This window comes from Rhodococcus sp. 2G (assembly GCF_001886355.1).
Lineage (GTDB): Bacteria > Actinomycetota > Actinomycetes > Mycobacteriales > Mycobacteriaceae > Rhodococcus > Rhodococcus pyridinivorans.
Genome location: NZ_CP018063.1, coordinates 914,522 through 926,378, shown reverse-complemented (window position 1 = coordinate 926,378; position 11,857 = coordinate 914,522). Strand labels below are relative to the sequence as shown.

Here is an 11,857-nt window from a genome sequence, read left to right as displayed (position 1 = left end):
TTTACTGGTGTGCGATGACGTGGGGTGTGCGATTTCGGCACGAACGGGCCCAGGCCCGAAGTCTTCGCTCATCCTATAGTTGGAAGTCCACGTATGTCTACCGTCACACCGGACCGGATCGGCCGGCACCCTCACGCACGGTCGATGCGCGAGGGGCCGATATCAGCCCTCGGCGATCTGCTGCGCCTTCGCGTACGCCAGGTGCAGGAAGTCGGCTCCGGTCAGCGCCGCGAACGAACCCGCCACCAGACGCGTGAGATTCGGAGCGTAGACGCGGCCGAAGACCATCGCCGTCACCGTCCACAGGTCGAGGCAGAAGGGGCAGGCCAGCAGTTCCCCGACGGCGTGACGGACCCGCGACGACTTGCGGGGCTGCTCCATCACCTCGGCCGGACCACCGGGGCCGTCGAACTTCGTGAACGGTGCGCGGACGGGACTGGTCACCGCCGCCTTGCTCACGATCCGGGAGACCTTGTGGCTCGCGAGCGCGGTCACCACGAGATCGCCGGCATCGGGCTTCGGCATCGGCCGCCCGCGCTTTGCCGCGACGGCGCCGAGCGTGCCGACAGTGGTGAGGTACACGGACATGAGCACCGCATATCCACCGAGGGGTCGATCCTCCCCGTTCCGATAGGTGTCGGCCTCCTGCTGGACCGCATCGACCGCACGTTCGGCGTTCTCCCGCGCTGTCGACGATGCTTCCGGAGTCCGCATGAATCCTCCACTCGTGGCATGTGCTGTCGGTGGCGCGACCGGAGCCGTCACCTTCACGGGCGGCATACCCCGGGGACGGACGACACAACCACCGGCGACCGATCGAGGTCAACGCATGCGGCGGTAAAGATCCTCGAGGTCGATGATCCCCCGGATCACCACGGCTTCGTCGGTTCCGCCGGCCCGCAACGCGCGGCGCAGCAGCATCGGATCGAGGTCCTCGAGCGCGGGACGGAACCGCTCCGTGGGCAGCTCGGACAACTCGGTGTCGTCGCCGTAGAAGTCCCGCGCCGCGGCCACCTCTTCGTCGGCGCCCGCATCGTCGACGCCGCCGATCAGCGTCGCGAGGTCCACCCCGCGCAGGGTCAGGACCGCGAACGGTTGGTCGTCGACGTGTTCTGCGAGCAGGTAGGCGACGGCCGCGGCGTGCTTGCAGGGCCACCCGTCGTCGGGGCAGGTGCAGTCGAAGTCGAGTTCACCCGCGCGTCGCGGGAGGAGGGCCGATCCGAGTTCCTCGGGAAGGATGCCCGCCGCAAGTCGCGCCAGCATGCCCGGCGACGAGCGGACGAGCGAGACGAGGTCTCCCACCGCCTCCTCGTCGAGCGTGCGCACCCGCACCGCCGAGGTGAACGGGGTGAGTTGACTGCCCTGCACGTCGCCGACGGCCGCTCCGGGTTCGAGCCGCATGGAGATCACCTGGCCGGCGCGTGCATACTCACGGCCCCGCGTCAGTCGCCCCTTCTCGGCGACCTCCTCCATCGCCGAGATCAGTTCCTTCGACCACCAGCTGCGGCCGATCGAGCCCCGCTTGGTGCGCGCCTCGATGCCGCCGTCGATCCGGCGGGCCGTGCCGTAGCGGCGTACGTTGCCCCGTGCCATCTAGTCCCCCACCGCGTCGTCGCCGAGGGTGAGCAGGGAGTGCAGCTGATCGGTGGACAGCTCGGTGATCCAGTTCTCCCCTGCCCCGACCACAATCTCGGCCAGTTCCTGCTTGCCGGTGAGCATCTCGTCGATACGCTCCTCCACCGTTCCCACACAGACGAGCTTGCGGACCTGGACGTCGCGACGCTGCCCGATCCGGAACGCACGGTCGGTGGCCTGGTTCTCCACCGCCGGATTCCACCACCGGTCGAGATGCACGACGTGGTTGGCGGCGGTGAGGTTCAGTCCGGTGCCGCCCGCCTTGAGCGAGAGCACCATGATCGGCGGTCCGCCCTCGCTCTGGAAGCCGTCGACCATCGCGTCGCGCCGGCCCTTGGACACTCCCCCGTGCAGGAAGGGAACCGTCGTGGCGAACCGCTCCTCGAGATAGGGCACGACGAGCTCACCGAACTCGCGGAACTGCGTGAACAGCAACACCTTCTCGCCGTCGGCCAGCACCGACTCGACAATGTCCTCGACCAGGCCGAGTTTGCCCGAGCGGTGCCGTCCGCGACGCAGGACGGGCGAGCCGTCGCCCAGATAGTGCGCGGGGTGGTTGCACACCTGCTTGAGCCGGGTCAGCGCCGCGAGCACCGCGCCCTTGCGGGCCATGCCCTCCTTGTCCCGGATCCGGCGCATCATGTCGTCCACGACGGCCCGATACAGGGCGGCCTGCTCGGCCGTGAGGTTGGCGCGCACGGTCTGCTCGAACTTCTCGGGCAGATCGGAGATCACGTCGGGGTCGGTCTTGACGCGGCGCATCACGAACGGTGCGGACAACGCCCGCAACCGCGCCGCAGCGACGGCGTCGTGGTCGCGCTCGATCGGCACCGCGAAGCGGGCCCGGAAGGACGCCGCGGTGCCGAGCAGGGACGGATTCGCGAAGTCCAGGATCGCGCGCAGTTCCTCGAGCCGGTTCTCCACCGGTGTGCCGGTGAGCGCGATCCGGTGCGCCGCGGGCACGGCGCGCGTGGCGCGGGACTGCGCGGTCGCGGTGTTCTTCACGTGCTGGGCCTCGTCGAGGACCACGCGTTGCCAGGTCAGCGTCGCGAGCTGCGCGACGTCGCGGGCGGCGATGGCGTACGTCGTCACCACGAGATCGTGGTCGGCGGCAGCGGCGGCGAGCGCCGGTCCGCTCAGCCGCTGGGCGCCGTGGTGGACGTGCACCCGCAGGTCGGGCACGAACCGTTCGGCCTCACGCTGCCAGTTGCCCACCACCGACATCGGGCAGACCAGCAGGGTCGGGGCGTTCCGCAGGCCCGACTCTCGTTCATGGGCGAGCAGCGCGAGCACCTGGATGGTCTTGCCCAGGCCCATGTCGTCGGCGAGCACGGCGCCGAGACCGAGCCGGCTCATGAACGCGAGCCAGTCGAGGCCGCGCTGCTGGTAGGGACGCAGTTCGGCGTTCAATCCCGCCGGCACGGGGACAGGCTCGGGGTGCGCCTGCCCGTCGAGCAGCATCTCGACCCAGCCGGAGGCGGAGATCTCGGTGACCTCCGCGGGCGGAGTATCGTCGCCGGTGAACTGGGCGAACAACGACCCGAGGGTCGCATCCTCGGCGGAATGCGCGGTGACGTACCGGGCCGCTCGGGCCAGCGCCTCGGCATCTGCCCGCACCCATTTGCCGCGCAGTTTGACCAGGTCGCTGTTGGCCGCGACGAGCTCTTCCATCTCCGACGGGGTGAGCAGCATGTCGCCGACGGCGAGCTGCCATTCGTACGAGACGATCGCGTTCATCCCGACGACGCTGTCGTCGGCGCTCACGGGGGCGACGGGTGACTCGACCTGCAGACGCAGGGACGGATCGACCCGGGTCCAAGCGCGCGGTAGCAGCACCGCGATGCCTGCGGCGTCGAGCTCCCGGGCGCCGTGCTCGACGAGATCGACGACGACCGGGGTGGGCAGCAGAAGGTCGAGACTGTCGGGATCGCGGGGCACGTCCTGCAGGCGGGGATAGGCCTGGAGCGCGATCCCGAGCTTGCGCACGCCGATCTGGAGCAGGTGCGGGTCGGTGTCCTCGACGGGCAGCGGCGTCGGGGACTGTCCCTCCGGACGCAGGCACACCTCGAGCCGCCAGATGGAGTCGGCTCCGACCCCGTCGTCGACGTCGTCCGGTTCGACGAGGCGCAGCACGAGGTCGGGTTCGTATCCGGCGAGGCTGGCACGCCATTCCTCGAGCGCATCGGCCATGCGCTGGGTGCCACGGGGATGGGGACTGCCCTCGGCCAGTGCAGCGACGAGGGGGTGCAGCGAGGTCGACGAGCCGTGGAGGGTGCGCACGATGGGGTCGGTCAGTTCGCGGCACAGATCGTCGAGGAGATCGACGGGCCGTCCGAGCTGTCGTTGCGCGGGAGACATCGCGGCCGCGAGTTCGGCGGACCAGGCCCGCGTCTTCTCGCCGCCGAGCAGGCGCCACCGCGCCCACCACTGCTTCTCGACACGCACGAGCTCCGGTGCGACGCGGCCGGCCTGCGCCCACCTCTCGATGCCACGGGCGACGTGCGCGAGATATCGCAGATCGCCGCCGACACCCCCGGGACGCCGCGGCATGTCCAGCAGAAGCTCGGCTGCGTCCGCCGGTGCGACCGCGACGGCGGGCAGCGTGCTCGGCTCCGTCTCCGTAGGGAAGGTGAGGGTGACGCGATGGCGGAACGGGCGGTCGATCCACCGGCGCAGCGCAGACGGCAGCGCGTCGGGATCGGGCTCTGCGGCGGGGTCCCACCACAGCATCAGGCCGGATCCCGGTGACCACAGCCCGTGCAACATGCCCACTATCGTGCCAGCCGCACCCGACCCCGATGGCAGGCTGGGTCCCATGGCACGCGCATACGGCTTCGTGGAGTACGGCGGTCCGGAGACACAGCAGCTGTTCGACACCCCCGTCCCACCGCCCGGTCCGGGGCAGCTCCTCGTGGCAGTCCGGGCCGCGGGCGTGAACCCCGCCGACTGGAAGGTGCGGTCCGGACGGCGCACAGGCAGCGTCACGGTGCACTTCCCGGCGGTCCTCGGCCGGGAGGTCGCCGGTGTGGTGGAGGCCGCCGGTCCGGACACCGGCTTCCGGCCGGGCGACGCCGTCTTCGGGGCCACCGCGGAGGGCTACGGCGGCTACGCCGAGTACACCCTCGTCGACGCGCGGGCTGCCGCGCTCGTGCCCGAGTCGGTGCCGTTCGAGGTGGCGGCGACCCTCCCGGTCGCGGCCGGAACGGCCTTCGACATCGTCGAGCACCTCGAGATCGTCGATGCGGACACCGTCCTCGTCCTGGGTGCCGGTGGTGGCGTCGGGTCGGCGACGACGCAGCTCGCGCACGCCGCAGGTGCCGCTGTGCTCGGCGTGACGAGCGCGGGGAAACGGGATCTCGTCGAATCGTGCGGCGGTCTGTGGATCGAGTCCGGCGACGGGTTCGACGCGCGGGTCGCGGCCACCGCGGAACGGTGCGGGGCGGTGACCGCGGTCGTCGACCTCGTCGGCGGCGACGTGCTCGAGCGGGCGGTCGCGCTGACGCGGGCACCGGAACGGGTCGTGAGTGTCGCCGATCCGGCACGCGCGGAGGAGCTGGGCGGTTCGGGAATCACGCGGCGACGGACCCGGGAGGTGTTCGAGCAGGTCGTGGCGCTCGTCGAGCGTGGTGTTCTGACGCCGCGCGTCGAGCGGACCTTTCCGCTCACCGAGGCCGGGGCTGCGCTGGAACTCGTCGAGTCCGGGCACGCCGGCGGGAAGATCGTCGTCACCGTGCCCTGAAGATCCTGTCGGCAGGGCATGTCAGGATCGCCGCGTGCGTGGGGGGAACGCGACGTGGTGGGTGGCGGCAGTGGTGGTCGCGGTGGCGGTGTCCTGGTTGTGGGACCGCACCGCGCCGGGGTCCGGGACGGTGCCGGGCAGCCCCACCCGAGCCGAGGTGCATCTCCTGCTCGAGCAGGTGACGGTGGTCGATCAGCGCCGGAAGGTTCCCGGCTATCAGCGGGGCTGCGGCGCGGGCGAGCGATGCGTGTTCGGTCCGGCCTGGTCCGACGACCATCCCGGGGCCGGTGGGCACGACGGTTGCGACACCCGCAACAACGTCCTCGCGCGCGACCTCACCTCCCCCACCTTCCGGGCCGGCACCGACGACTGTGTCGTGACGAGTGGGGTCCTGAACGATCCGTACACCGGTGCGCGCGTGGAGTTCCGGCGTGCCGAGGCGAACGCCGTGCACATCGATCACATCTATCCGCTCGCCGCGGCCTGGGATCTCGGTGCCGCCGCATGGCCCGCCGAACGTCGACTCCGGTTCGCGAACGACATCACCTACAACCTCGTCGCTGTCGACGGGCAGGCCAACCTCGACAAGCGCGACGGCACGCCGGCCCAGTGGCTGCCACCGGCTCCCGGTTACCGCTGCTGGTTCGCCGGCCGGTACCTGACCGTGGCGGTGCGCTACGCGTTGCCGATCACGGTCGACGACCACCGTGCCTTGGTGGGCGCGGCGGAGTCGTGCCCGTGACATCATCGCGACCAGCAGTCTCCCCGCCTGGCAGATGCCGTTGACGGCGGAGACGACGAGGGCGGCGAGGTCGGGATCGGAATCGACCAGTCGCACCGCACGTTCGGGTCCGCAGTACATCGCCGGGGTGAACGCGTTGCGCGCTGCGGGCCGGTCGATGATGCACCAGACGATCGCGCCTTCCCGTTCGAATCTCAGTCCTCCTGCACCCAGATCGTCTCCCTTGCATCGGACAGTATCTTGTTCTTTGTTGTGAGAACAACGTGCTCTCCTGAGAAAATCGCTGTTTCCGAACATGTAGGGTCTACGGTGAGCAAATGCTCGAGCGCATCTCCAAGGACACCCGGCTGTGCATCTCGATGTCCGGCCGTCCCAGCAACATCGGCACCCGGTTCCACAACCATCTCTACGAGGAACTCGGCCTCGACTTCGTCTACAAGGCGTTCGCGCCCGCGAACATCGAGGACGCCGTGGCGGGGATACGCGGCCTGGGCATCCGCGGCGCCGGGGTGTCGATGCCGTTCAAGGAAGCCGTGCTGCCCCTCGTCGACGTGCTGCACGATTCGGCGCGGGCCATCGAGTCCGTGAACACGATCGTCAACGACGACGGCGTCCTGCACGCTTACAACACCGACTACCAGGCGGTGAGCGATCTGCTCGTCGAGCACGGCGTCGATTCCGCCCTGCCCGTCACGGTGGTGGGCAGCGGCGGCATGGCGAAGGCGGTGACAGCGGCGCTGCGCCACAACGGATTCACCGACGGAACGATCGTCGCGCGCAACGGGGACACCGGACGACCGCTCGCACGCAAGTACGGCTACGAATGGCGCGCCGACACGAGCGACGTCGCACCCGGGCTGATCGTCAACGCCACTCCGATCGGGATGGCGGGCGGCGCCGAAGCGGACGACCTGCCACTGCCCCACGACTTCGTGGCCGCAGCGTCGAGGGTCTTCGACGTCGTGGCCGTCCCGCCGGACACCCCACTCGTCCGATTCGCCCGCGAGCACGACATCCCTGTGATCACGGGCGACGAGGTCATCGCGCTGCAGGCGGCACTGCAGTTCGAGCTCTACACGGGAGTGACCCCGACGCGCGAGCAGGTGCGCCGCGCGTCGGAGTACTCCCGTTCCTGAACGGTCGGGACGGAGGAGGACTCGGCCGTCAGACGATATGGCCCTGTTCGAGACCGTCGAGCACCACGGCGGCGGCATCGACCGCGACGGTCATCTCGACGCGGGTGATGTCGTGCGTGGCGGGGGTTCTGCAGATCGAAGTTGTTGACCCACGCGGCCGTTCGCGCCGACTGGAACACGAACGTGGTGGTCACGGTGTCGCCCGTTACCTTCTTCGTAGTCCCGCACCGCGGGACCACGGTCGCCAAGTTCGGTATGACTTCTTGCCCCTGTCTCTCGAATGATCCGGGGGGTGGTGTCGCCGAACCTGGTGACGTCGATGGACCGCTGATAGGGACACGGCCACCGGATTTGCGGTAGGTCTCTTCGTAACGTGGGTGCCGGGTATCGACGTCGGATCGGTGACCGTCCGGAGCGGAACGAAAGGCACGCTTCATGGACCCGACCTACGCCGTGTTCTGCGGCATCGACGTGGGCAAAGGCGAACACCACGCCGTCGGACTCGACCCTTCGGGCACTCGACTGTTCGACAAAGCCCTGCCCAACGACGAAACCAAACTGCGGACTGTGTTCGACCGTCTCGCCGAACACGGCCCGGTACTGGTGATCGTCGACCAACCGAACACGATCGGCGCTCTGCCGGTCACCGTGGCCCGAGCCTGCGGCCACGCCGTGGCGTACCTGCCGGGATTGACGATGCGCCGCGTCGCCGACCTCTACCCGGGTCAGGCCAAAACCGACGCCCGAGATGCGTTCATCATCGCCGACACCGCCCGCACGATGCCGCACACGCTGCGCCGGGTCGATGTCGGTGACGAGGCCCTGGCCGAACTCGGGGTACTCGTCGGATTCGACGACGATCTCGCCGGTGAGGCCACCCGCATCAGCAACCGCATCCGCGGATTGCTCACCGGAATCCACCCCGCTCTCGAACGCGTCCTGGGCCCCAGGATCGCGCATCCGGCCGTGCTCGAAATCCTGTCGCGCTGCGGTGGACCGGTCGGTATCCGCAAGGCCGGCAAGCGCCGGCTCACCACACTCGCAACCAAGCACGCTCCGCGAATGGGCACCCGTCTCGCCGAGGAGATCCTCGCCGCCCTGGATGCGCAATCTGTGACGGTGCCGGGCAGTGCCGCCGCCGAGATCGTTCTGCCGAAACTTGCAGATTCTCTGAAAGAAGTTCTGCAGCAGCGCAAGAGCATTGCCGAGGATGTCGAGAGGATGCTCGACGACCACCCTCTTTCCCAGGTCCTGATGTCGATGCCCGGCGTCGGCATCAGGACTGCAGCCCGCGTCCTCCTCGAGGTCGGTGACGGTTCCGCGTTCGCGTCTGCGGCACACCTGGCGGCCTATGCCGGTATCGCCCCGGTGACTCATCGTTCCGGGTCGTCGATCCGTGGGGAGCACCCCGCCCGATCGGGCAACCGCAAGCTCAAACGGGCGTTGTTCCTGTCCGCATTCGCCGCGTTACACGATCCGACCAGCCGCGCCTACTACGACCGCAAACGCGCCGAGGGCAAGAAGCACAACGCCGCCCTGATCTGCCTTGCGCGGCGGCGCTGCGACGTCCTCTACGCCATGCTCAAGAACAAGACCTTCTACCGGTCCCCAATCGCAGAAGCAGCATGAGCACAGACCACGAGTTGGGGCTTGACCCGTTGTTAGCGCACTTGCTTCGCCAGATGGATCAGCGCATAGCCGCCCGGAGTCGGAGTGCGGTGCGTTTCCTGATACCCGAATCGGGAGTAGAGCCGCAGGTTGCCGAGGCTGCGCTCACCTGTGAACAACTGCAGATCAGTGATCTGCTCAGGTAGTCGCTCTTCCACCAGTTCGAGCAGTCGACTGCCCCGGCCCTGGCCTTGCATGTCCGGGGCCACGACCAGCCTTCCCAACTCGGCGGTATGAGGCTCCGTCGGAGAGAGATACACGCGCACGGCGGCGACGAGACGTTGGGAGTCATCGCGCAACCCGAACGCGAGCACGTCGGGCTGCGTCAGCTCACTCACCAACTCGTCGAGGGATTGCATCAACGGGGGAAGGTTCACGTCGTCGTGGGCCTGCGCCTCAGTCACATATGCAGCACGCTGCAACGTCAGCAGCTCACCCGCGTCCCCACCTGACAGTGTCACAACGGATTCCATGCATGTCGATTATTCCAGCCCCTACCGGACCGCACTTCAGTGGCATCCCCGGTCGGTTGACATCAACATAGGGACACCCCCCAGGTCGCCGACGAACCAGCCGGTGAAGAACGGGCCGAGGTCGACGCCGTAGGTCGCCTCGCACTCGCCGGCGATCACCGGTGCGGCCTCGACGAGGTGGGCGACGATCGCTCCGAGCAGGGTCGCCAGGACTGCAGCACCTACCGTGGCAGCTGTCCCATTCACGACCGGTGGTCCCGCCTCCGGAGTGCAGTTCTCGTCGGCGATGTTGCGAATCGTCGACGAGAACTGCCCATCGGCCGGCGGGTCGCCGCTCAACTGCCGGTGGCGACCTCCCGCTTCGGATCCGCCGACCACTGCGACCACGAACCCGGATACAGCGCGGCGTCGATGCCCGCGATCTCGAGCGCGGCGATCTCGTGTGCGGCGTTGATTCCCGATCCGCAGTACACGGCGACGTCGGTGCGCTTCACGCCCAGCGTCGAGAAGCGGTGCGCGATCTGATCCGCGGGCAGGAACGACCCGTCCTGACGGAGGTTCTCGGTGGTCGGCGCGCTGACTGCGCCGGGGATGTGGCCCGCCCGGCGATCCACCGGCTCCTCGTCGCCGCGGTACCGCGCGTGGGCGCGCGCATCGAGCAGAACTCCGTGGGTGGCGTAGGTCGCGGCCTCGTCGGGACCGATGGTGGGCATGTGGCCGGGGCTCAACGTCACGTTGCCGGGCTTCTTCTCGCCGCCCGGTCCTGCGGCGAGAGGGTGCCCGCCGGCGATCCACGCCTGCAGTCCGCCGTCGAGCAATCGCACCTCGGAGTGCCCCGCCCAGCGCAACAGCCACCACGCGCGGGCCGCGGCGAGATCGCCGCTGTCGTCGTATGCGACGACGAGAGCACCGTCGTCGATCCCCCACCGGCGTGCGATGGCCTGGAAACGGTCGATGTCGGGCAGCGGATGACGACCGAGCTCGGGTGCGGGCGGATCGGCGAGATCCTCGTCCAGGTCGACGTAGACCGCTCCGCTGATGTGCCCCTCGTGGAATCGGTCCCGTCCGTGTCTGTCGCCGAGTGCCCAGCGGACGTCGAGTATCACCGGCGACCGGCCCTGCTCGATCATCTCGGCGAGTTCGACGGTGGAGAGAAGAACGGGGGTATCGGACATGACCCGATCCTGACACGAACGGCACACGCCGTTCCGGCTTTGGGGCGACACGCCGTGCGTGCCGGGACGACCCCGGCGGGCGGACACGCCCTGTGCACGTCCGATTCGGGGGTTTTGCGTCTCGGTTCGGGATTGGCGTGGGGGTTGGTCTGATTTGACGTGCGGAGAGCACTATCGTCGAGACGTGAGCAACCGCCAACCGACGAGCCCAGCCGCCCCGCCTGAGCCGGAGCAGTTCCCGGTGTTGTGGCCCATGCAGACGCGTTGGGCCGACAACGACCATTACGGCCACGTCAACAACGTCACGTACTACTCGTACTTCGACTCGGCGGTCAACGGGTGGCTCATCTCCACCACCGGTGTCGACATCCGCGAACTCGACGCGATCGGGGTCGTGGCCGAGACCTCCTGCCGCTATCTCGCCGAGCTGTCCTTCCCCGACCGCCTGCAGGTCGGACTGGCGGTCGAACGTCTGGGCACACAGTCGATCACCTATTCGCTCGCAATCTTCCGGGAGGCCGACGACACCCTGATCCCGGCGGCGACCGGCCGGTTCGTCCACGTCTACGTCGATCCGCAGACGCGCCGCCCCGTCCCGATCCCCGATCAGATCCGCAAGGCCGCCGCCCAGCTGTCCACCCCGAACGCGGGCCGCTAGTGCTCTAGGTCGCCTCGTCTCCGCTGCGCCCGGCGGCCCGGGCCAGCAGCGGCGCCGTGCGCTGCGGGACGAGGTCCTGCATGACCAGCGACATGTCCGTGCGTTCGACGCCGCGGATCTTCAGGATCCGGCCCGCGAGCCGATAGAGGTCGTCGGCGTCACGGGCGACCACCTTCACCGACAGGTCGATCTGCCCGGTCAGCCCGTAGACCTCGGTGACCTCGGGGATCTGTGCGAGTTCGTCGACGACCTCGTCGAGACGGTGCTGATCGACGCGGGTGGCCACGTAGGCGGCGAGCGGATAACCCAGGCTGACGGGGTCCACCCGCCGGTCGAACGAGGCGAGCACGCCCTCGGCCTCCCATCGGGCAAGGCGCGCCTGGACGGTGTTGCGGGACAACCCGAGACGCTGCGCCAGCTCGACTCCCGTGGCCCGCGGTGTGCGCGTGAGTTCGAGCAGCAGACGCGCATCGGTGGCATCCAGACTGGTCATTCTTCGCAGTCTGCCAGCTCGGAGCACCCCGAAACCGTGCTTTCTGCACGGTTGCAGGCTGATCGATTGCGCACGCGCGATTTGCCCGGATGATGTGATGTACGGCACACATCATCCGGTCGGGCCTCACGAGGGCAC

Annotated in this window: 12 protein-coding genes and 1 pseudogene; 5 read left to right on the top strand and 8 right to left on the bottom strand. The window is 68.8% G+C overall.

Annotated features, from left to right (window positions below; genetic code table 11):
* Nucleotides 1-162 precede the first annotated feature (162 nt).
* The 3 genes from BO226_RS04315 to BO226_RS04305 form a co-directional block, all read right to left on the bottom strand.
* On the bottom strand, nucleotides 163-714 hold the full coding sequence (locus BO226_RS04315) for a DUF1360 domain-containing protein (protein WP_006552558.1): 552 nt from the start codon (nucleotides 712-714) through the stop codon (nucleotides 163-165).
* A gap of 108 nt (nucleotides 715-822) precedes the next feature.
* Nucleotides 823-1,593 (bottom strand): SWIM zinc finger family protein, encoded by a 771-nt coding sequence (locus BO226_RS04310; protein ID WP_071934684.1) that lies wholly within the window; start codon nucleotides 1,591-1,593, stop codon nucleotides 823-825.
* Entirely contained in the window at nucleotides 1,594-4,401 is a 2,808-nt protein-coding gene (locus tag BO226_RS04305; protein ID WP_071934683.1) for a DEAD/DEAH box helicase, read from the bottom strand. It lies immediately after the preceding gene.
* A 49-nt stretch (nucleotides 4,402-4,450) separates the two neighbouring features.
* On the opposite strand from BO226_RS04305, the gene BO226_RS04300 reads away from it, so the two are divergent.
* A complete protein-coding gene (locus BO226_RS04300) occupies nucleotides 4,451-5,374 on the top strand; it encodes an NADP-dependent oxidoreductase (protein WP_071934682.1) in 924 nt (307 codons plus the stop codon).
* A 70-nt stretch (nucleotides 5,375-5,444) separates the two neighbouring features.
* Nucleotides 5,445-6,116 carry an HNH endonuclease family protein gene (locus BO226_RS04295; protein ID WP_006552554.1) on the top strand — a complete coding sequence of 224 codons (672 nt, stop codon included), beginning with the start codon at nucleotides 5,445-5,447 and terminating at the stop codon, nucleotides 6,114-6,116.
* Here BO226_RS04295 and BO226_RS27915 read toward each other — a convergent pair.
* A pseudogene (locus tag BO226_RS27915) lies at nucleotides 6,114-6,329 on the bottom strand (enoyl-CoA hydratase/isomerase family protein); the annotation flags it as partial. The gene BO226_RS04295 and the pseudogene BO226_RS27915 sit on opposite strands and share 3 nt — an antisense overlap.
* Nucleotides 6,330-6,433: 104 nt before the next feature.
* On the opposite strand from BO226_RS27915, the gene BO226_RS04290 reads away from it, so the two are divergent.
* Complete coding sequence (locus BO226_RS04290; protein WP_064061216.1) at nucleotides 6,434-7,252, top strand: shikimate 5-dehydrogenase; 819 nt, start codon at nucleotides 6,434-6,436, stop codon at nucleotides 7,250-7,252.
* A 435-nt stretch (nucleotides 7,253-7,687) separates the two neighbouring features.
* Nucleotides 7,688-8,881 carry an IS110 family transposase gene (locus tag BO226_RS04280; RefSeq protein ID WP_064257581.1) on the top strand — a complete coding sequence of 398 codons (1,194 nt, stop codon included), beginning with the start codon at nucleotides 7,688-7,690 and terminating at the stop codon, nucleotides 8,879-8,881.
* Nucleotides 8,882-8,913: 32 nt separating this feature from the next.
* Here BO226_RS04280 and BO226_RS04275 read toward each other — a convergent pair whose 3' ends face one another.
* From BO226_RS04275 to BO226_RS04265, 3 genes are read right to left on the bottom strand one after another with little or no spacing between them, the layout of a single operon-like run.
* Nucleotides 8,914-9,393 carry a GNAT family N-acetyltransferase gene (locus BO226_RS04275; protein WP_064257580.1) on the bottom strand — a complete coding sequence of 160 codons (480 nt, stop codon included), beginning with the start codon at nucleotides 9,391-9,393 and terminating at the stop codon, nucleotides 8,914-8,916.
* 36 nt (nucleotides 9,394-9,429) lie between these two features.
* A complete protein-coding gene (locus BO226_RS04270) occupies nucleotides 9,430-9,732 on the bottom strand; it encodes a hypothetical protein (protein WP_156895108.1) in 303 nt (100 codons plus the stop codon).
* Entirely contained in the window at nucleotides 9,729-10,568 is an 840-nt protein-coding gene (locus BO226_RS04265; protein ID WP_006552551.1) for a sulfurtransferase, read from the bottom strand. Before BO226_RS04265 ends, BO226_RS04270 begins: the two co-directional genes overlap by 4 nt.
* Before the next feature lie 184 nt (nucleotides 10,569-10,752).
* On the opposite strand from BO226_RS04265, the gene BO226_RS04260 reads away from it, so the two are divergent.
* Entirely contained in the window at nucleotides 10,753-11,226 is a 474-nt protein-coding gene (locus tag BO226_RS04260; RefSeq protein WP_071934680.1) for an acyl-CoA thioesterase, read from the top strand.
* 4 nt (nucleotides 11,227-11,230) lie between these two features.
* On the opposite strand, the gene BO226_RS04255 is transcribed toward BO226_RS04260, so the two are convergent.
* Entirely contained in the window at nucleotides 11,231-11,719 is a 489-nt protein-coding gene (locus BO226_RS04255; RefSeq protein ID WP_006552549.1) for an Lrp/AsnC family transcriptional regulator, read from the bottom strand.
* Nucleotides 11,720-11,857 lie beyond the last annotated feature (138 nt).

Coding starts and splice junctions, on each gene's coding strand:
- BO226_RS04280 (WP_064257581.1), top strand. CDS start 7,688: ATGGACCCGACCTACGCCGTGTTCTGCGGCATCGACGTGGGCAAAGGC.
- BO226_RS04255 (WP_006552549.1), bottom strand. CDS start 11,719: ATGACCAGTCTGGATGCCACCGATGCGCGTCTGCTGCTCGAACTCACG.
- BO226_RS04305 (WP_071934683.1), bottom strand. CDS start 4,401: ATGTTGCACGGGCTGTGGTCACCGGGATCCGGCCTGATGCTGTGGTGG.
- BO226_RS04265 (WP_006552551.1), bottom strand. CDS start 10,568: ATGTCCGATACCCCCGTTCTTCTCTCCACCGTCGAACTCGCCGAGATG.
- BO226_RS04310 (WP_071934684.1), bottom strand. CDS start 1,593: ATGGCACGGGGCAACGTACGCCGCTACGGCACGGCCCGCCGGATCGAC.
- BO226_RS04290 (WP_064061216.1), top strand. CDS start 6,434: ATGCTCGAGCGCATCTCCAAGGACACCCGGCTGTGCATCTCGATGTCC.
- BO226_RS04315 (WP_006552558.1), bottom strand. CDS start 714: ATGCGGACTCCGGAAGCATCGTCGACAGCGCGGGAGAACGCCGAACGT.
- BO226_RS04300 (WP_071934682.1), top strand. CDS start 4,451: ATGGCACGCGCATACGGCTTCGTGGAGTACGGCGGTCCGGAGACACAG.
- BO226_RS04275 (WP_064257580.1), bottom strand. CDS start 9,393: ATGGAATCCGTTGTGACACTGTCAGGTGGGGACGCGGGTGAGCTGCTG.